Origin of the sequence: Pantoea sp. IMH, assembly GCF_000599885.1 — a bacterium.
Taxonomy (GTDB): Bacteria; Pseudomonadota; Gammaproteobacteria; order Enterobacterales; family Enterobacteriaceae; genus Erwinia.
On sequence record NZ_JFGT01000002.1, the window covers coordinates 694,039 to 711,198 of the forward strand.

The 17,160-nt window shown below is 55.2% G+C and carries 18 protein-coding genes; 8 read left to right on the forward strand and 10 right to left on the reverse strand.

The window, feature by feature from the left end:
- Nucleotides 1-14: 14 nt before the first annotated feature.
- Genes phnK through phnF form a run of 6 tightly spaced genes read right to left on the reverse strand, consistent with a single transcriptional unit; the run spans nucleotide 15 to nucleotide 4,417 of the window.
- Complete coding sequence (gene phnK, locus EA20_RS0103185) at nucleotides 15-776, reverse strand: phosphonate C-P lyase system protein PhnK (RefSeq protein ID WP_024965458.1); 762 nt, start codon at nucleotides 774-776, stop codon at nucleotides 15-17.
- Nucleotides 766-1,614, reverse strand: a complete 849-nt coding sequence (locus EA20_RS0103190) for an alpha-D-ribose 1-methylphosphonate 5-phosphate C-P-lyase PhnJ (RefSeq protein ID WP_024965459.1) — start codon at nucleotides 1,612-1,614, stop codon at nucleotides 766-768. Before EA20_RS0103190 ends, phnK begins: the two co-directional genes overlap by 11 nt.
- Entirely contained in the window at nucleotides 1,607-2,683 is a 1,077-nt protein-coding gene (locus tag EA20_RS0103195) for a carbon-phosphorus lyase complex subunit PhnI (protein ID WP_024965460.1), read from the reverse strand. The genes EA20_RS0103190 and EA20_RS0103195 overlap by 8 nt, the downstream gene beginning before the upstream one ends.
- The gene (phnH, locus tag EA20_RS0103200; RefSeq protein WP_024965461.1) at nucleotides 2,683-3,258 is read right to left on the reverse strand and encodes a phosphonate C-P lyase system protein PhnH; all 576 of its coding nucleotides are present in this window, start codon (nucleotides 3,256-3,258) and stop codon (nucleotides 2,683-2,685) included. The genes EA20_RS0103195 and phnH overlap by 1 nt, the downstream gene beginning before the upstream one ends.
- Complete coding sequence (gene phnG / locus EA20_RS0103205; protein WP_024965462.1) at nucleotides 3,255-3,704, reverse strand: phosphonate C-P lyase system protein PhnG; 450 nt, start codon at nucleotides 3,702-3,704, stop codon at nucleotides 3,255-3,257. Before phnG ends, phnH begins: the two co-directional genes overlap by 4 nt.
- Nucleotides 3,704-4,417, reverse strand: coding sequence for a phosphonate metabolism transcriptional regulator PhnF (gene phnF / locus EA20_RS0103210; protein WP_024965463.1), 714 nt, complete (start codon nucleotides 4,415-4,417; stop codon nucleotides 3,704-3,706). The genes phnG and phnF overlap by 1 nt, the downstream gene beginning before the upstream one ends.
- 708 nt (nucleotides 4,418-5,125) lie before the next feature.
- Between phnF and EA20_RS0103215 the strand changes: the two genes are divergently transcribed.
- The 3 genes from EA20_RS0103215 (at nucleotide 5,126) to speG (ending at nucleotide 9,154) form a co-directional block, all read left to right on the forward strand.
- A complete protein-coding gene (locus EA20_RS0103215) occupies nucleotides 5,126-7,120 on the forward strand; it encodes a choline BCCT transporter BetT (protein WP_024965464.1) in 1,995 nt (664 codons plus the stop codon).
- 468 nt (nucleotides 7,121-7,588) lie between these two features.
- Entirely contained in the window at nucleotides 7,589-8,455 is an 867-nt protein-coding gene (locus EA20_RS0103220) for a nucleoside-specific channel-forming protein Tsx (RefSeq protein WP_024965465.1), read from the forward strand.
- A 141-nt stretch (nucleotides 8,456-8,596) separates the two neighbouring features.
- Nucleotides 8,597-9,154 carry a spermidine N1-acetyltransferase gene (gene speG, locus EA20_RS0103225; RefSeq protein ID WP_152540209.1) on the forward strand — a complete coding sequence of 186 codons (558 nt, stop codon included), beginning with the start codon at nucleotides 8,597-8,599 and terminating at the stop codon, nucleotides 9,152-9,154.
- A 42-nt stretch (nucleotides 9,155-9,196) separates the two neighbouring features.
- On the opposite strand, the gene EA20_RS0103230 is transcribed toward speG, so the two are convergent.
- The 4 genes from EA20_RS0103230 to EA20_RS0103245 all read right to left on the reverse strand — a co-directional run bounded on the left by EA20_RS0103230 (nucleotide 9,197) and on the right by EA20_RS0103245 (nucleotide 12,571).
- Nucleotides 9,197-9,619 (reverse strand): hypothetical protein, encoded by a 423-nt coding sequence (locus tag EA20_RS0103230; protein WP_024965467.1) that lies wholly within the window; start codon nucleotides 9,617-9,619, stop codon nucleotides 9,197-9,199.
- A 108-nt stretch (nucleotides 9,620-9,727) separates the two neighbouring features.
- A complete protein-coding gene (mmuM, locus tag EA20_RS0103235) occupies nucleotides 9,728-10,663 on the reverse strand; it encodes a homocysteine S-methyltransferase (RefSeq protein ID WP_024965468.1) in 936 nt (311 codons plus the stop codon).
- Complete coding sequence (gene mmuP / locus EA20_RS0103240; RefSeq protein ID WP_024965469.1) at nucleotides 10,650-12,068, reverse strand: S-methylmethionine permease; 1,419 nt, start codon at nucleotides 12,066-12,068, stop codon at nucleotides 10,650-10,652. Before mmuP ends, mmuM begins: the two co-directional genes overlap by 14 nt.
- Before the next feature lie 167 nt (nucleotides 12,069-12,235).
- The gene (locus EA20_RS0103245; RefSeq protein ID WP_024965470.1) at nucleotides 12,236-12,571 is read right to left on the reverse strand and encodes a DUF2002 family protein; all 336 of its coding nucleotides are present in this window, start codon (nucleotides 12,569-12,571) and stop codon (nucleotides 12,236-12,238) included.
- Between the two features lie 161 nt (nucleotides 12,572-12,732).
- Here EA20_RS0103245 and EA20_RS0103250 point away from each other — a divergent pair, with 161 nt between their 5' ends.
- The 5 genes from EA20_RS0103250 (at nucleotide 12,733) to nrdF (ending at nucleotide 17,108) form a co-directional block, all read left to right on the forward strand.
- Nucleotides 12,733-13,059, forward strand: coding sequence for a DUF883 family protein (locus EA20_RS0103250; RefSeq protein WP_024965471.1), 327 nt, complete (start codon nucleotides 12,733-12,735; stop codon nucleotides 13,057-13,059).
- Nucleotides 13,060-13,325: 266 nt separating this feature from the next.
- Nucleotides 13,326-13,568, forward strand: a complete 243-nt coding sequence (gene nrdH / locus EA20_RS0103255) for a glutaredoxin-like protein NrdH (protein WP_024965472.1) — start codon at nucleotides 13,326-13,328, stop codon at nucleotides 13,566-13,568.
- 4 nt (nucleotides 13,569-13,572) lie between these two features.
- A complete protein-coding gene (gene nrdI / locus EA20_RS0103260; RefSeq protein ID WP_024965473.1) occupies nucleotides 13,573-13,980 on the forward strand; it encodes a class Ib ribonucleoside-diphosphate reductase assembly flavoprotein NrdI in 408 nt (135 codons plus the stop codon).
- Nucleotides 13,981-13,997: 17 nt separating this feature from the next.
- Nucleotides 13,998-16,103, forward strand: coding sequence for a class 1b ribonucleoside-diphosphate reductase subunit alpha (nrdE, locus tag EA20_RS0103265; protein WP_024965474.1), 2,106 nt, complete (start codon nucleotides 13,998-14,000; stop codon nucleotides 16,101-16,103).
- Nucleotides 16,104-16,148: 45 nt separating this feature from the next.
- The gene (nrdF, locus tag EA20_RS0103270; RefSeq protein ID WP_024965475.1) at nucleotides 16,149-17,108 is read left to right on the forward strand and encodes a class 1b ribonucleoside-diphosphate reductase subunit beta; all 960 of its coding nucleotides are present in this window, start codon (nucleotides 16,149-16,151) and stop codon (nucleotides 17,106-17,108) included.
- The last annotated feature ends 52 nt before the right edge of the window (nucleotides 17,109-17,160 follow it).

Consider the following 17,160-nt stretch of genomic DNA (forward strand, 5'->3'; position numbering starts at 1 on the left):
CGTGGCCTCCGGCATCAGTTGAGCACTGATGAAACCAGCAGTTGGGTATAAGGATGTTGCGGATCGTCCAGCACGCGGTCAGTTAATCCGCTCTCCACTACGTGTCCCTGCTTCATCACCAGTAGCCGGTGCGCCAGCAGACGGGCGACGCCCAGATCGTGGGTGACAATGATGACCGCAAGATTAAGCTCGCGTACCAGAGTACGCAGCAAATCGAGCAGACGTGCCTGTACCGAAACATCCAGACCACCGGTAGGCTCATCCATAAACACCAGTCTGGGTTGCGTGACCAGATTGCGGGCAATCTGCAGACGCTGTTGCATGCCACCCGAGAAAGTGATGGGAAGATCGTCAATGCGGTTGGCGTCGATCTCCACTTCCTGTAACCAGTGGCAGGCCTGAGCGCGAATGTCACCGTAATGACGGTGGCCCACCGCCATCAGCCGTTCTCCTATATTCCCCCCCGCCGTCACCTGTGACCGTAACCCATCCAGCGGATGCTGATGCACGACGCCCCATTCGGTACGGAGCAAACGGCGGCGTTCGCTTTCGCTCATGGCATAAAGGTTGCGATCGTCATAAACCACGTCGCCCTGCTGCGGTGGCAGGCGTGCCGAGAGACTGCGCAGCAAGGTGGTTTTACCGGACCCCGACTCGCCCACGATCCCCAACACTTCGCCAGGATAGAGATCGAAACTTACCGCTTCGAATCCTTTGCCTGGCGCATAGAGATGCGTCAGATTATTTACCGCAAGCAGCGGCCGCTCACTGTGCATTTTTCTGTTCCTGCTGCTGGTGACAAAAATCGGTATCGGAACAGACGAACAGGCGCGTGCCCCGATCGTCCATGACTACTTCGTCAAGATAGCTGTGCCGCGATCCGCACAGCGCACAAGGTTCATCCCACTGCTGGATGCTGAAAGGATGATCCTCAAAATCCAGGCTCTCCACGACGGTGTAAGGCGGCAGCGCATAAATACGCTTTTCGCGTCCTGCGCCAAAAAGCTGCAACGCCGGCATCATGTGCATTTTTGGATTGTCGAATTTAGGGATTGGAGAGGGATCCATCACGTAACGGTGGTTGACCCTGACCGGGTAGGCATAGGTTGTGGCGATATGGCCATAGCGGGCAATATCTTCATACAGTTTGACCTGCATGATGCCGTACTCCTCCAGCGCGTGCATCGTGCGGGTTTCAGTTTCCCGCGGCTCGATAAAGCGCAGCGGCTCCGGGATTGGCACCTGATAGATCAGGATCTGATCCTCTTCGAGCGGCGTTTCCGGTATGCGATGCCGTGTCTGGATCAGCGTGGCATCCACGGTGCGCTCCGTGGTGGCAGCGCCGCTGACGCGCTGAAAAAAACGCCGGATTGATACGGCATTGGTCGTGTCATCGGCACCCTGATCGATCACCTTCAGCACGTCGGTATCGCCAATCACGCTGGCGGTAATCTGGATCCCACCGGTTCCCCAGCCATAGGGCATGGGCATTTCACGTCCGGCGAAAGGCACCTGATAGCCAGGAATGGCCACCGCTTTTAACAGCGCCCGGCGAATTGTGCGTTTGGTCTGCTCATCCAGATAGCCGTTGTTATAGCCGTTCAGTTCAGCCATTGTTGCGCTCCTGATGTTCCTGACGCAGCCGCTTCAGCAGTTCCAGTTCCGCCTGAAAATCGACGTAGTGCGGTAATTTTAAGTGGGAGACAAATCCTGCGGCTTCGACGTTATCGGCGTGCGCAAGAACGAACTCTTCATCCTGTGCGGGGCTGGTAATACGTTCATTGTGCTCGCGCGTCTGCAGGGCGCGGTCAACCAGCGCCATCGCCATTGCTTTACGTTCGCTGCGGCCAAATACCAGCCCGTAACCGCGCGTAAACTGCGGTGCTTCATCACCGTTATGGCTGAACCCGTTAACCATTTCGCATTCGGTCAACAGAATTTCGCCTATCTCGATGTCAAAGCCCAGCTCTTCGGGACAGAGGGTAACGCTGAGATAGCCGCTGCGGATCTCTCCGGCAAAAGGGTGAGTGCGGCCATAGCCACGTTGCGTGGAGTAACCCAACGCCAGCAGAAATCCTTCGTCACCGCGTGCCAGCTGTTGCAGGCGCGCCGCTCGCGAGGCGGGGAAGCCCATCGGTTCCCGTGTGATATCGCTGGGCTCTTCGCCGTCATCCTGCTCCTCCTGCGCCAGCCCTTCAGCACTCATCATGCTGAACATATGTGGGCAATGGGTGGGCAGCGCCTCATTATCACGCGGTGCCTGTGGCGTTTCGCCGTTGGCCATCAGGGTAAAATCAAGCAGGCGGTGGCTGTAGTCACTGGTCGGCCCCAGCACCTGTCCGCCAGGTAAGTCTTTGTAGACTGCCGAAATCCGCCGTTCAATGCGCATTTCGCTGGTGGCAAGCGGCCTGCTTTCCGCCAGGCGCGGTAGCGTGGTACGGTAGGCGCGCAGCAGGAAAATGGCTTCTACCAGATCGCCGCTTGCCTGTTTGATCGCCAGCGCGGCCAGCGCCGGATCGTAAATGCCGCCCTCCGTCATTACCCGATCCACTGCCAGCCCCAGCTGTTGTGCCACCTGATCGCATCCCAGTTCAGCAACCTGTCGATCGCCACGGCGCAGATCGGCCTGCAATTCGTGGGCGTTGGCGATCGCCTTCTCTCCCCCTTTCACCGCAACATACATCAGTACACCTCCACAGTTGTCGTGCGCGGCAGCGCCATCATCGCTTCGCCGCAGGTAAAAATCAGGTCGACGCCCTGCGGAAACGTATGGGGCCGCGCCCGTAAGTAATTGATAACGCTTGCCGGCAGCTTTGGCGCAATGGCACGAGGCTCACGCAGGCCAGGACCGGACAAACGCAGCGTCAGCCCTCCACTCAGCGACGCCACTTCAATAATCAACGTGGTGCTCTTTTCGGGTGAGAAGTTATCGCCTGCGGCAAAATCTGTCGGGTCAGGTTGGGAGGCCGTGTGACTCAGGGCAAATGGCGCGTCGCGGCTTTCCACAAGCGGCGCACCGGTATGAAAGCGCAGGTTATTGCGCAGCGACTCGCTGTCCAGCCCCGCATCAATCCAGAGTGGACTCTCCTGATCCACCAGCGTCAGCAGTACCGCAGTAGCCGCAGGTGATAGCGTTCCCCAGCCGTGATGAAGCGGCAATGACACCATACACCCCGGCTCGCTCATGGCTTTTAAAATGCGCCTGAAGGCATACTGAGCATCCGCCACAGGATGAGTAAAGCTGGCCAGCAACGTCATTGGTTATCTCCCCGTACCAGAGTAAAAAAATCCACTTTGCTGCTGGCGATTTCACGTGCGCGCAGCTGACGTTGCTCATCACGCAGGGCCGCCAGGGGAACAATGACCTTTTCCTGTAACAATGCGTTGAATTCTGTCTGTTGCAGTAGCGCATCAATTAATGCGCATCGTTCCGCCTGCGCTTTATCGCGCCCCAGCAGATAGCTGTAGCCAAGGCTGCCGTCGTCAAGTTGCACCACGGCACGCGTGACGGTGGCATCGCCCATAATGAAGCGATTACCGGTGGCACCCATGCGCGCCTGTAGCCGGGTAAGGCCGGTTTCTGCCGGGCGAATCAGCGTAAAAGAGGGATGCAGATTGAGCGCCTGCCAGTGCGCCTCCAGCTGCGCCGCGCTGCTGTGCGCCAGTACCGACAGCCAGCGCTGACGGGCGTTTTGCTGTTTCATTAGTGCTCCAGGGTAAGTTCAATCATGTCGCCGCGCGTCAGGCTGACGGAATATTCTGCCGCTGCGCCGTCGGTCGTTTTGTTCAGCGTACGCACGCACAACAGCGGCGACTGCAGGGGGATCTCAAGCTGCCTGCACTCTTTGGGCTGGCCATGGCGAGTACTGATACGGGTCTGGCTGCGAACCAACTGTTTGCCGGTATGCTGATAAAGGAAGTCATGCAGCGACCCGCTGCTGAAACTCTGTAGGCCGGGCCATAAGGTGAGATCGGCGAGAAAATGATTGATCACACAAACCGCCACGCCGTTAACCCGCCGTAGCGTGCGCAGATGAATAACATTCTCTCCTTCACCGACGCCCAGCGAGTTGGCCACGTCGTGGCTGGCCGGGCACAGCACCGCCAGCAGTCGCTCGCAGGTCGGCTCACTCCCCTGTTCCAGCAGGTTCTGACTGAAGCGCGCCTGCGAATGCAGCGGATAAGCATAAGGCCGCATCAGTACCAGGATGCCAACGCCGTGACGCCGTTGCAGCAGGCCTTTATTCACCAGTTCATCCACCGCACGGCGCAGCGTGTGGCGATTCACGCCGTAGTGATCGGCCAGTTGCTGCTCCGACGGCAGATAATCGCCACCGCGATAGCGTTCATGCAGCGACTGTTCCAGCTGAGCGGCGATTGCCTGGTATACAGTGGTCGGATGTCTGGATAACTCCATCATGATCTCGATCTCGGTTTCAGCGTGTAAACACAGCATCGAAACTTGCTGCGGGATGGCGATACCTTGAACTGAGCAGATGACAGAGAGGTGAACGAACAATGACGTGACTGTGAAGCTGTAACGGGACAGGCTTTTCTTACGAAGTGAAGAGTTAACGCGCCGCGCGTCGCACGTTCCCACTCTCTGCTGAAAAACAGACGGATGAAGAGCAAGTTACATATGGCCTTGCCGGCGCGAGAGGGGTAAAACCAGATGGCCAAACTCAATCTGTGCTGAAGGAAAACGACCCGCGTAAAGTACAATCCCGGTTTCCCATTGCCGGTTTCGGTCCTGTCAGGGAAAGCGTCATAAGACAAAGAGGCTCAGCGCCATAAGGCTCGCTGGCATAAGCAGATATAAAGGAGATGCTCCGCCTGAGGGAGATAGCAGAATTAAGACGTATATTCTTTTACAGGTTACTGCTCCCTCACTACTTTGGTTTCTCCAGACAGCCGCAATGCGTCTTCTTCCGGGATTTTCTTAGAAAAATCACCGCATCATTATGAACAACCCAGCATATTTGCTGATAAAGACTAGAATATCTCCATACATGCACTGGTTTACGCCGTCACCCGAACAAACTGCTAACGTTGCGGAACCGTTTGGGTTTCATTCCTCCTTACGATTTGTTACCTTCACGGCTGTTTTATATTCATCAGGTAAATTATGAATCAAAGCGAAACGACACCTAAGGCTAAACGCAGCCATATTAATCCGCCGGTATTTTACACTTCTGCCGTTCTCATTTTCCTGCTGGTTGCCTTTGCGGCACTCTTTCCGGAGCAGGCTGACCGCAGGCTCACCGCATTACAAGCCACGATTTTCACCAACGCCAGCTGGTTTTATATTCTCACTGTCGCGCTGATACTTTTGATGGTGGCTTATCTTGGCCTGTCGCGCTTTGGCGATATCAAGCTGGGGCCGGATCATGCCGAGCCGGATTTCAGTTATATCTCCTGGTTCGCCATGCTTTTTTCTGCCGGTATGGGGATCGGTCTGATGTTCTTTGGCGTGGCCGAACCGGTCATGCACTATATGTCGCCGCCAACCGGTACACCGGAAACCGTGCAGGCAGCCAAAGAAGCGCTTCGCATAACCTTTTTCCACTGGGGACTGCACGCCTGGGCGATTTACGCCATCGTTGCCCTGATTCTGGCCTTCTTTAGCTATCGCCATGGTCTGCCGCTGACGCTTCGTTCGGCGCTCTATCCGATCATCGGTAACCGCATCTATGGTCCGATGGGTCATGCGGTCGATATTTTTGCCATCATTGGTACCGTTTTGGGTGTGGCAACCTCGCTCGGTTATGGTGTGCTGCAGGTCAACGCTGGCCTGAACCACCTGTTTGGGCTGCCGGTTAACGAGACCATGCAGGTCATGCTGATTGTCATCATTACCGGGCTTGCCACGCTGTCGGTCGTATCGGGTCTGGATAAGGGCATTCGCTTGTTATCGGAGCTCAATCTGGGACTTGCCGTATTGCTGCTGGTGCTGGTCGGTGTGCTGGGTCCAACGGTGCTGCTGCTCAAATCCTTTGTGGAAAATACAGGCGGTTACCTCTCTGAGATTGTGACCAAGACGTTCAACCTCTACGCCTATGAACCCAAGTCCAGCAGCTGGCTCGGCGGCTGGACGCTGTTCTACTGGGGCTGGTGGCTGGCCTGGTCTCCGTTTGTCGGCATGTTTATCGCTCGTGTATCACGTGGCCGCACCATCCGTGAATTTGTTACCGGCGTGCTGTTCGTCCCTACCGGCTTTACGCTGCTCTGGATGACCTTCTTTGGTAACAGCGCCATCTGGATGATCATGATGGAGGGTGCCCGCGATCTCGCAAACACAGTCCAGTCCGATCAGACGCTTGCCCTGTTCAACTTCCTTGAGCATTTCCCGTTCAGCTCGGTGCTCTCCTTTATTGCGATGGCGATGGTCGTGGTCTTTTTTGTGACCTCAGCCGACTCCGGCGCACTGGTGGTGGATACCCTGGCTTCCGGCGGCAGCGACAAAACGCCGATCTGGCAGCGGATCTTCTGGGCCGGCATGATGGGCGTTGTCGCCATCACGCTGCTGCTGGCGGGCGGCATGAAGGCGCTGCAAACGGCGACCATTGCCAGTGCGCTGCCTTTTGCCGTCATTCTGCTGTTATCCATGTATGGGCTGCTTAAAGCGCTGCGGGTTGATGCCTGGAAACGGGACAGTAAGCAAGTCGCTACCATTGCGCCAACGGCCGCCAGAAATCCTATTACGTGGCAGCGCAGATTACGGAATATCGCCTACTTCCCGAAACGTTCTCAGGTTAAGCGTTTCATTAATGAAGTGATCTCGCCGGCAATGAAAATGGTTGAAGCTGAACTGGCTAAACAGAATACCACTTCATTTACCGACGAGAGCAACGATGACCGCATCCATTTCGAAGTGGATCTGGGTAATGAACTGAACTTCGTTTATGAGGTGCGCCTGCGTCCTTATCTTCAGCCGACATTTGCCCTGGCGGGTATGGGCGGCAATGATAAAGACGAGGAACAAACGTACTATCGTGCTGAGGTCTATCTGAAAGAAGGTGGCCAGGACTATGACGTGATGGGCTGGAACCAGGAACAGATCCTGCACGACATTCTCGATCAGTATGAAAAACACATGCACTTCCTGCACGTGGTTCGTTAAAAACGACAAGCCCGTCTGCTCAGCAGGCGGGTTTTTTTATCGCACGCCTTTTCCCCGATCTCCTTCAGACCTCCCCTTCCATCCATAAGTTAACCTTATTAGTGCAAAGACTCAGGTTCTGGCCTGCGTCATTCATAATGTCGATTTTTTCAGCCGCTTTGTATAACGCTACCGGAGCAAACGATTACCTCACGATAAAACGGCCATATTTCACCTTTTACCCTAAAGTTCCGTTCCCGATGGCATATATGTGAAGCAGATCACAATTCATTTAAACTGAAATGAAACAGAGTTTGACAAGTGTGAGCAATCTCTATTTCCTTAAGCCCGGATCGCGGCACACTGCTGCAGCATTCAAGGCGGGTGTTTTCGGCTGTGCGAGCGGCCCCCCCATTCCTTTCCTGTTGACGACTTAACCAGACCATCGCAGTGGCTGCTGAAAATGGTCCTTAAGCATGTGGTAATAGAATGAAATATAAAATTCTGATGGCTGGCGCACTTGCGGCGCTCTCTTATAGTGCTTCATCAACAGCGGCCAGCGAAGGCCCGGAATATGCCTCCGACTGGTGGCATCAGAGCGTCAACGTCGTGGGCAGCTACCACACGCGCTTTGGACCGCAGTTCAATAACGACGTCTATCTCGAATATGAAGCCTTCGCGAAAAAAGATTGGTTCGACTTCTACGGCTATCTGGATCTGCCTAATTTCTTTGGCGTGGGTAACTCCAATGCCAACGGCATTTTCGATCACGGTACGCCATTGTTTCTGGAGATTGAGCCGCGTTTCTCCATCGATAAGCTCACCAATACCGACCTGAGCTTTGGCCCGTTCAAAGAGTGGTATTTCGCCAATAACTATATCTACGATATGGGCCGCAACAGCGACAACCGCCAGAATACCTGGTATATGGGTCTGGGAACGGATATCGATACCCATTCTGACATCGGCCTGTCGCTGAACGTCTATGCCAAATATCAGTGGGAAAACTACGGCGCAGCGAACGAAAACAGCTGGGATGGCTATCGCTTTAAGGTGAAATACTTTGTGCCTATCACGACGCTCTGGGGCGGAAATCTCGGTTATGTTGGTTTTACCAACTTTGACTGGGGCTCCGATCTGCGCGACAAAGGCGGCTCATCACGCAGCAGCAATTCCATCGCCTCCAGCCATATCCTCTCGCTGGGATACGATCACTGGCACTACTCGATTGTCGCCCGTTACTTCCATAACGGCGGTCAGTGGGCTGATGGCAGGGAGCTGAACTTCGGCAGTGGTCCGTTTGAAGTGAAATCCACCGGCTGGGGCTATTACCTGGTGGCTGGCTACAACTTCTGATGCGTTAAATCGCTCTCAACGCCAGCGCATTCCTCAACGCTGGCGTTGCTGTTTCCGGCCTTATGCCGTGCCATTTGATCCCGTCAGACGTATACTTCCTCAGGCAATATTGCCTCTGCAAAAGGATTTTATATGTCTGCCATGCCCGCCGCGAATGGCGTGAAGCTCCGTCCTCTGGAGCGGGAAGATCTCCATTTCGTCCACCAGCTCGATAACAACGCCAGCGTAATGCGCTACTGGTTCGAAGAACCCTATGAGGCTTTTGTTGAGCTTTCCGATCTCTACGACAAGCATATCCATGACCAGAGCGAACGCCGTTTCGTTGTCGAGCATGAAGGCGATAAAGCAGGGCTGGTAGAGCTGGTTGAGATTAACCACATTCACCGCCGTGCCGAATTCCAGATCATTATCGACCCCACCCATCAGGGGAAAGGACTGGCCAGTAAAGCCGCCAGGCTGGCGATGGAGTATGGCTTCTCAGTGCTGAATCTCTATAAGCTCTATTTGATCGTCGATAAAGAAAATGAGAAAGCGATCCATATCTATACCAAGCTCGGATTTGAGATTGAGGGCGAACTGATCCACGAATTCTTTATTAATGGCGAGTACCGCAATACCATCCGCATGTGCATCTTCCAGCATCAGTATCTGGAGAAAAACAAGCCGGCACACAATATGGTGCAGCCTACCGCACAGTAAAAAAAGGCTTCCGCTAAGGGAAGCCCCTTCGCCTCACGCAGCCTAGCCGCCGCGGGCGCCAACCAGATTCATCTGGGTATAGATTCTGGCCGGTTTGATTTTATACATGCCGCCGTTAAAGGGATCGACAATCAGCCAGCCTGGGATCCCGCCGAGGGGAATATTCCCCAGGATATACCAGAGATTGGGGCTGAGCTCGAGCGGGATGGTTTGCGGCACGTAACCGGCACGCTCAAGCTGTAACGTATATTTCTTCTTACCGAAGTAGGAGCCGTCAGATTTCAGCAATGATACGGTCTGCGGCGTCACGCCTTCCGCGACCGCCCTGCCCGTTTCATCCTGCACCACAAACCGTACGCCCTGAGGCCAGGTCTGTATCGGCACTTCCTGCGTTTTTTCGCCCACAATAGTGGCGCAACCGCTCAGAAACCACGCTGAAGCCAGCGCCAGTAACAGCCTTTTCATAATTAATCCTGCATTAACGATTCTTCAGAATAGTCTAAGCGCAGAGCGGCCGCTTTTCATTATCTTCGCCCGATAAGTTCGGGCGTTATAACGCAAATTATCAGCATGTTATTGGCTCTGGATGCGCCGGGCGATGGCGTTGATATCCGCGGGTGTGGTACGGCAGCAGCCGCCTATCAGCCTCGCCCCGCTGGCCTGCCACTCAGCCAGGTTGTCGCTTAACGTACAGTGGGCGCCTTTGCTGTGCCAGGTTTTGCTTTCAGCGTCATACTGCTCGCCAGAGTTAGGATAGACCACCAGCGGTTTGGCGGTCAGTGCGCAGAGCGTTTTCAGCGCCGCAGTAACCTGGTCAAGCGCAATGCAGTTGATTCCCAGCGCTACGGCTTGTGGAACGCTGTCCAGCAGGGCTACCACTTCAGAAAGCGGCGTGCCATCGCTAAGATGTTGCTGATCGCGCAGCGTAAAGGAGAACCAGGCAGGCATCTGGGGAAATTCCTGTAGCAGCGCCACCAGCGCCTGAGTCTCGGCGAAGGAAGGCAGGGTTTCACAGGCAAGAATATCTGCTCCGGCTTCCACCAAAGCGCGTATCCTTGGACGGTGAAACGCCATCATCTCCTGCTCCGGCAGCGCATAATCGCCGCGGTATTCTGAACCGTCAGCCAGAAAAGCGCCATAAGGGCCGACCGACCCCGCAATCAGCAGCGGGCCGCTTTGCGGATGGCGCGCAAGATAATCACTCCTCGCCCGCGCCGCCAGCGTGACGCTTCTGGCAATCAGCGCCAGGGCTTCCGGCTCCGTCAGTCCGCGTTTCGCAAAACCCTGAGGCGTTGCCTGATAGCTGGCCGTGATAGCAACCTGTGCCCCTGCGCTGAAATAATCGTAATGAACCTGATAAATCAGCTCCGGGTTTTCGATCAGCACTTTCGCGGACCAGAGCGCATCGGTCAGATCGCAGCCGCGGGCTTCCAGTTCGGTCGCCATCGCACCATCCAGGACCAGACCAGCCGCGACCAGGCGCTCAACGGGTAGTTTATTCAGTGACATGCAGCGTCTCCTTTGCCTGCTCGCGTTTTTTCAGCAGCTGGGTGAAATAGTAAGCCCCGTAGCAGAGCGCCACAAAAGGCAGGCCGCAGTATAGCGCAATGCGCTGCGCCGGATCGAACGCCAGGCCTACGCAGGCCAGCAGGCAGAGCACAAACCCGAGAATGGGCGTCAGCGGATAGAGCGGCGCACGGTAGCTTAGCGCAGAAAGGGGTTTTCCCTCACGTAAGTGGGCGCGGCGGAAGAAATAGTGCGAGGCGCAGATGCTCAGCCAGACCGCCACCACCGCAAAGCCTGAAATCGCCGAGAGCGCCACGAAGACGGTGTCGGGAGCGATCACGCTGGAAAAGAGCGCCAGCAGGCCGCCCAGCATACTGGCGGAAATCGCGATCAGCGGGATGCCACGGCGCGTGAGACGTGCAAAGCAACGCGGCAGGGTTTGCTGATTGGAGAGCGACCAGAGCATGCGCCCCGAGGCGTAAAGCCCGGAATTGGCGGCAGAAAGTATCGCGGTCAGGATCACAAAGTTAAAGATATCTGCCGCGTAAGGGATCCCTATCTTCTCGAATACCAGCACAAAGGGGCTTTTTACGATACCGGCCTGATCCATCGGGATCAGCGCGGCCAGGATCAATACGGTGCCGATAAAGAAAACGATCAGACGGGCGACGGTTGTGCGGATCGCCAGCGGCAACACTTTATGCGGGTTTTCCGTTTCTCCGGCGGCGATGCCAATAAGCTCCGTACCGGAGAAGGCGAAGTTCACCGCCACCATCGTCATCAGAATGGGTAATCCGCCGTGCGGCAGCCAGCCAGAGGCGGTCAGGTTCTGGAAAAAGGGTGCGCTGCTGCCATCCTTCAGCGGAATAAAGCCGAACATCGCTCCCGCCCCGAGAATGATAAAGGCAAGGATCGTGACCACTTTAATCACCGAGAACCAGAATTCTCCTTCGGCAAAAAAGCGCGACGACACCACGTTGAGAAAAAAGATCAGCAGGCAAAACAGCAGGCACCAGAGCCAGACCGGCGATGCCGGAAACCAGTACTGCATACAAAATCCGGCGGCGGTCAGACTGGAGCCGAGCGCCACGGTCCAGGTCAGCCAGTAAAGCCAGGCGACGGTATAGCCGGTCGCCGGACTGAGGTAGCGGGCAGCGTAAATATGGAAAGCGCCCGTTTCCGGCATCGCCACCGAGAGTTCGCCCAGGCTGAGCATTACCAGATAGACCACCAGCGCACCGATAATGTAGGCCAGTAAGGTGCCTGCCGCGCCGGTCGTAGAAATAATATATCCCGTATTAAAAAACAGGCCGGTGCCTATCACGCCGCCAAGCGAAAGCATAATCAGATGGCGGGGTTTCATGCTGCGCTTAAATTGCTGGGGGTTGTCCTGTTCGGGTTGTTGCATTATCAATCCATCCGTATAGACGTCTAAACTTCCACATGGACAGCGTTATACTGGCTCTGACGGATGATTGCAACGAGACTTTTTAGGGGACAAGGCGTGGGAAAGCGTGGTACTGCCAGCGCGTTCAGCGGCACCCGGCGGGCACACGCTGAAATACGCCAGGAAAATCAGCCAAACAGCTGGTCAATGTAGCGTTCCAGGGCTGCCCGGGAGCTGAATCCGTGCGGTATACCATAGTGATCCGGCGCATCGCCATTCAGGCGAACCGGAAAATGCACATAGTGCTCGCACATTTTGATCTCAGCGGCCGCATTGGCCAGCGGGTGGCTTTTCTCTTTTAACATCGGATGAATGACCAGCGCAGTGCGCCCCAGTCGCGCCTCACGATTGACATAGACATAGTCTCCACCACGCCGGTAGCCGTAGGATTTTGGCGTGACCGCATCCATTTCAAATCCCGCTTTTTCCAGAACGCGGGCAACCTCATCAGGGCGTAAATACATGCATAATCCTCTGAAACTGACAAACCCCGCAACCTTACAACAGCGGGCCGCCGCAGCGCTTTCGGAATAATCCAGAAAGGCGGCGCCTGGCGCATCCGCAGGCTTAAAGCCGCTGAATGGTCTACAGTTAATAACAGGTTTTATTCACAAGGGAGAGCACAATGTTTAACCGGACGACGAAAAACGATGACGTTGACATCCATCAGGACGTCAGCCAGCTGGCCGATACCCTTGACGATCTGCTGAAGTCCTACGGCAGTAAATCAAAAGATGATTTAGAGAATGCCCGCTCACGCGCAGAGGCGATGCTGAAAGAAACCCGCGCCAAAATGCATGGCCGTAACCGGGTTTCCCAGGCCGCAAAAGATGCCGGCGATCAGGTTGACAGCTACGTCCGTCACAATCCCTGGCATGGCGTAGGTATCGGTGCGGCAATCGGTGTCTTTATCGGCGCCCTGATTGCGACCGGGACGAAAAGCCGCTACTAATTCTGACGCATTCCTCGTAATCCCCGCAGAAATCCTGTGGGGATTTTTTTATCTTTCGCCTCATCCCCTGCGTAACAAGGCCTCCGCGCCAGACATCCCATCGCCCGCAGAATATCTACATATTGTATGGTTGAATTAAATAACCACCACATCTAGTATTAGCAAATCAGCTTCATCCTGAATCAGACGCGATACAAAGACACCTCACAGGTTCGCGGCATCGGCCTGACTGCGACAAAAACCGATCATAAAGGTAAATACGAATCATGCGCATTATTATTTACACTAAGAACCACTGTGTCCAGTGCAATGCAACAAAGAACGCCATGGATAAACAGGGCATCGCCTATCAGTTAATCAACCTGGATCAGCAACCGGAAGCGGTCGAAGCGCTGAAGTCTCTGGGCTACCGGCAGGTGCCGGTCGTCATGGCCGATCGCGAGCACTGGAGCGGCTTTCGCCCGGACAAAATAGCCGCCCTGAGCCGGGCGGCGGCAATGCAGGCCTGACGTTATGACGCTGGTCTATTTCTCAAGCCAGTCAGAGAACACGCATCGCTTTGTGCTGCGTACCGGCCTGCCCGCCTGGCGGATCCCGCTGGCGCCAGAGGCACAGTTACGGGTAAGCGAGCCTTATATCCTGGTCGTTCCCAGCTACGGCGGCGGTACCCATCGCGGCGCGGTTCCCCGTCAGGTGATCCAGTTTCTGAATGATGCAGGGAACCGCCAGCTTATCCGCGGCGTGATCGCCGCAGGTAACCGTAATTTCGGTGAAGCGTATTGCCTGGCGGGCAGCATTATCGCGCAAAAATGCGCCGTGCCCTGCCTCTACCGGTTTGAACTGCTGGGCACGGCTGAAGACGTTAAAAATGTAACTCAGGGAGTAACTGAATTTTGGCAGCGACAGAAAGTACAAGCATAACCGCCAGTCCCGCCGGGCTGGACTATCATTCGCTGAATGCGATGCTGAACCTTTACGATAGTGAAGGCCGGATACAGTTCGATCGGGATCGGGAAGCGACGCGGCAATACTTCCTTCAGCATGTCATCCCCAACAGCGTTGCATTCAGCTCTGTCGCGGAACGTTTGCAGTTTCTTGTCTCAGAGGGGTATTACGAAGCGGCGGTGCTGAACGCCTATCCGTTTGACTTTGTCACCGCGCTGTTTGAGCAGGCTTATGCCCGCCGTTTCCGCTTTCAGACCTTTCTCGGCGCCTGGAAGTTTTACACCAGCTACACGCTGAAAACCTTTGATGGCAAACGCTACCTTGAAGGCTTTACCGAGCGCGTCTGTATGACGGCGCTGACGCTGGCGAAAGGTGACCAACTGCTGGCCACGGCGCTGATGGATGAGATGCTTTCCGGCCGCTTTCAGCCCGCCACACCGACGTTTCTTAACTGCGGCAAGCAGCAGCGCGGTGAGCTGGTTTCCTGCTTCCTGTTGCGCATTGAAGATAATATGGAGTCGATTGGCCGGGTGGTAAATTCAGCGCTCCAGCTTTCCCGTCGCGGCGGCGGCGTGGCGCTACTGCTCTCGAACCTGCGGGAAGCCGGGGCGCCGATCAAACGTATTGAGAACCAGTCCTCCGGCGTTATCCCGGTGATGAAGATGCTGGAGGATGCGTTCTCTTATGCCAATCAGCTCGGTGCACGTCAGGGCGCTGGCGCTGTTTATCTGCATGCCCACCATCCCGATATCCTGCGTTTTCTGGATACCAAACGTGAAAATGCCGACGAGAAAATCCGCATCAAGACGCTGTCGCTGGGCGTGGTGATCCCGGATGTCACTTTCCAGCTGGCAAAAATGAACCAGCCGATGGCGCTCTTTTCCCCTTATGACGTTGAGCGCCTGTACGGCCTGCCCTTTGCGGATATCAGCATCAGCGAAAAGTATGATGAGCTACTGGCCGATGAGCGTGTTCGCCGGACCTTTATTAATCCGCGCGAGTTTTTCCAGACGCTGGCCGAAATTCAGTTTGAGTCCGGCTATCCCTACATCATGTTTGAGGATACGGTTAACCGCGCCAACCCGATCGATGGGCGTATCAATATGAGCAACCTGTGCTCCGAAATTTTGCAGGTCAACACGCCCTCTGAGTATCACGAGGATCTCAGCTATCGCCGCGTTGGCAAAGATATCTCCTGCAATCTTGGATCGCTGAATATCGCCCACACCATGGATTCACCCGATGTTGCCCGCACCGTGGAGATTGCCGTGCGTGGCCTGACCGCCGTGTCGGATCAAAGCCAGATTGATGCGGTACCTTCGGTAGCTGAAGGTAATGCGCAGTCACACGCCATCGGCCTCGGGCAGATGAACCTGCACGGCTATCTGGCGCGCGAAGGCATTCAATACGGATCGGAAGCGGCCCTCGACTTCACCAATCTTTATTTCTACACCATCACTTATCATGCGCTGCGCACCTCTAACCTGATTGCGCGCGAACGCAAGTCCCGCTTCGCCGGTTTTGAAAAATCGCGCTATGCCAGCGGTGACTATTTTACGCAGTATGTGGAACAACGCTGGGCGCCCCGTACGGCAGAAGCGGCCGCGCTCTTTGCGCGGTCGGGCATCACGTTGCCCAGCCAGGCGCAGTGGCGTCAGCTGCGGGAGGATGTGATGGCATACGGTATCTACAACCAGAATTTGCAGGCGATTCCGCCAACGGGCTCGATCTCGTATATCAATCATGCGACGTCCAGTATTCATCCCATCGTTTCGCCCATTGAGATCCGTAAAGAGGGCAAAACAGGGCGCGTCTACTATCCGGCTCCCTTTATGAATAATGAAAATCGGGCTTTTTACCGCGATGCGTATGACATCGGGCCGGAGGCCATTATCGACACTTACGCCGAAGCGACCCGCCATGTGGATCAGGGGCTGTCGCTGACGCTGTTCTTCCGGGATACCGCCACCACGCGTGACATTAATAAGGCACAGATTTACGCCTGGAAGAAAGGCATCAAAACGCTCTATTACATCCGCCTGCGCCAGATGGCTCTGACAGGGACGGAAGTTGAAGGCTGCGTCTCCTGCTCGCTCTGACGCATTATCCTGAAGGGCAAAAAAGCCCCGGTAAAGAAGATCATTATGAAATTACAGCGTATACAAGCGATTAACTGGAACCAGATTGAAGATGAGAAAGATCTTGAGGTCTGGAACCGTCTTACCGCAAATTTCTGGCTGCCGGAAAAGGTGCCGCTCTCTAACGACCTTCCCGCCTGGCACAGCCTGAGTGAAGAAGAGCAGCGTCTCACTATCCGCGTATTCACCGGCCTGACGCTGCTGGACACCATTCAGAATACCGTGGGCGCACCGGCGCTGATGGCTGATGCCGTGACGCCGCATGAAGAGGCGGTGATGTCCAATATCAGCTTTATGGAAGCCGTTCATGCCCGCTCCTACAGCTCAATTTTCTCCACGCTGTGTCACACCACTGACGTGGATGCGGCCTATGCCTGGAGCGAGGAGAACGCGCCGCTTCAGCGTAAAGCCGGGATTGTGCTGGCGCATTATCATCATGACGATCCGCTGAAGAAGAAAATTGCCAGCGTCTTCCTGGAGTCTTTCCTTTTTTATTCCGGCTTTTACCTGCCGATGTACTGGTCCAGCCGGGGCAAACTGACCAATACCGCCGATCTTATCCGGCTTATCATCAAAGATGAGGCCGTACACGGTTACTACATCGGCTATAAGTATCAACGGAGCCTGGAGCAGGCGTCTCAGGCGCGGAAAGAGGAGCTGCAACAGTTTGCCATCGGGCTTTTGCTGGAACTGTATGAGAATGAGCTGGCCTATACTGCGGCACTTTATGATGGTGTTGGCTGGACGGAAGAGGTGACAAAGTTCCTGCATTATAATGCCAACAAGGCGCTGATGAATCTCGGCTATGAGGCGCTGTTCCCGGCAGAGTTGACCAATGTGAATCCCGCTATTCTGGCAGCCCTGTCGCCCAATGCCGACGAAAATCACGATTTCTTCTCCGGTTCCGGCTCCTCCTACGTGATGGGGAAAGCGGTGGTGACTGAAGACGAAGACTGGAATTTCTGAAGTTTATTTCGGGGGCTGATCGTTTCAGCCCTTTCATTTTTGCTTAAGGATT

Excerpts from the sequence above, each read along its gene's own strand:
- EA20_RS0103230 (WP_024965467.1), bottom strand. The coding sequence starts at position 9,619 with ATGAAAAGGCTGTTACTGGCGCTGGCTTCAGCGTGGTTTCTGAGCGGT.
- nrdI (WP_024965473.1), top strand. The coding sequence starts at position 13,573 with ATGACGCTGGTCTATTTCTCAAGCCAGTCAGAGAACACGCATCGCTTT.
- EA20_RS0103220 (WP_024965465.1), top strand. The coding sequence starts at position 7,589 with ATGAAATATAAAATTCTGATGGCTGGCGCACTTGCGGCGCTCTCTTAT.
- mmuM (WP_024965468.1), bottom strand. The coding sequence starts at position 10,663 with ATGTCACTGAATAAACTACCCGTTGAGCGCCTGGTCGCGGCTGGTCTG.
- mmuP (WP_024965469.1), bottom strand. The coding sequence starts at position 12,068 with ATGCAACAACCCGAACAGGACAACCCCCAGCAATTTAAGCGCAGCATG.
- phnH (WP_024965461.1), bottom strand. The coding sequence starts at position 3,258 with ATGACGTTGCTGGCCAGCTTTACTCATCCTGTGGCGGATGCTCAGTAT.
- nrdF (WP_024965475.1), top strand. The coding sequence starts at position 16,149 with ATGAAATTACAGCGTATACAAGCGATTAACTGGAACCAGATTGAAGAT.
- phnK (WP_024965458.1), bottom strand. The coding sequence starts at position 776 with ATGCACAGTGAGCGGCCGCTGCTTGCGGTAAATAATCTGACGCATCTC.
- nrdH (WP_024965472.1), top strand. The coding sequence starts at position 13,326 with ATGCGCATTATTATTTACACTAAGAACCACTGTGTCCAGTGCAATGCA.
- EA20_RS0103215 (WP_024965464.1), top strand. The coding sequence starts at position 5,126 with ATGAATCAAAGCGAAACGACACCTAAGGCTAAACGCAGCCATATTAAT.
- EA20_RS0103195 (WP_024965460.1), bottom strand. The coding sequence starts at position 2,683 with ATGTATGTTGCGGTGAAAGGGGGAGAGAAGGCGATCGCCAACGCCCAC.
- phnF (WP_024965463.1), bottom strand. The coding sequence starts at position 4,417 with ATGGAGTTATCCAGACATCCGACCACTGTATACCAGGCAATCGCCGCT.
- EA20_RS0103245 (WP_024965470.1), bottom strand. The coding sequence starts at position 12,571 with ATGTATTTACGCCCTGATGAGGTTGCCCGCGTTCTGGAAAAAGCGGGA.
- EA20_RS0103190 (WP_024965459.1), bottom strand. The coding sequence starts at position 1,614 with ATGGCTGAACTGAACGGCTATAACAACGGCTATCTGGATGAGCAGACC.
- speG (WP_152540209.1), top strand. The coding sequence starts at position 8,597 with ATGCCCGCCGCGAATGGCGTGAAGCTCCGTCCTCTGGAGCGGGAAGAT.
- EA20_RS0103250 (WP_024965471.1), top strand. The coding sequence starts at position 12,733 with ATGTTTAACCGGACGACGAAAAACGATGACGTTGACATCCATCAGGAC.
- phnG (WP_024965462.1), bottom strand. The coding sequence starts at position 3,704 with ATGAAACAGCAAAACGCCCGTCAGCGCTGGCTGTCGGTACTGGCGCAC.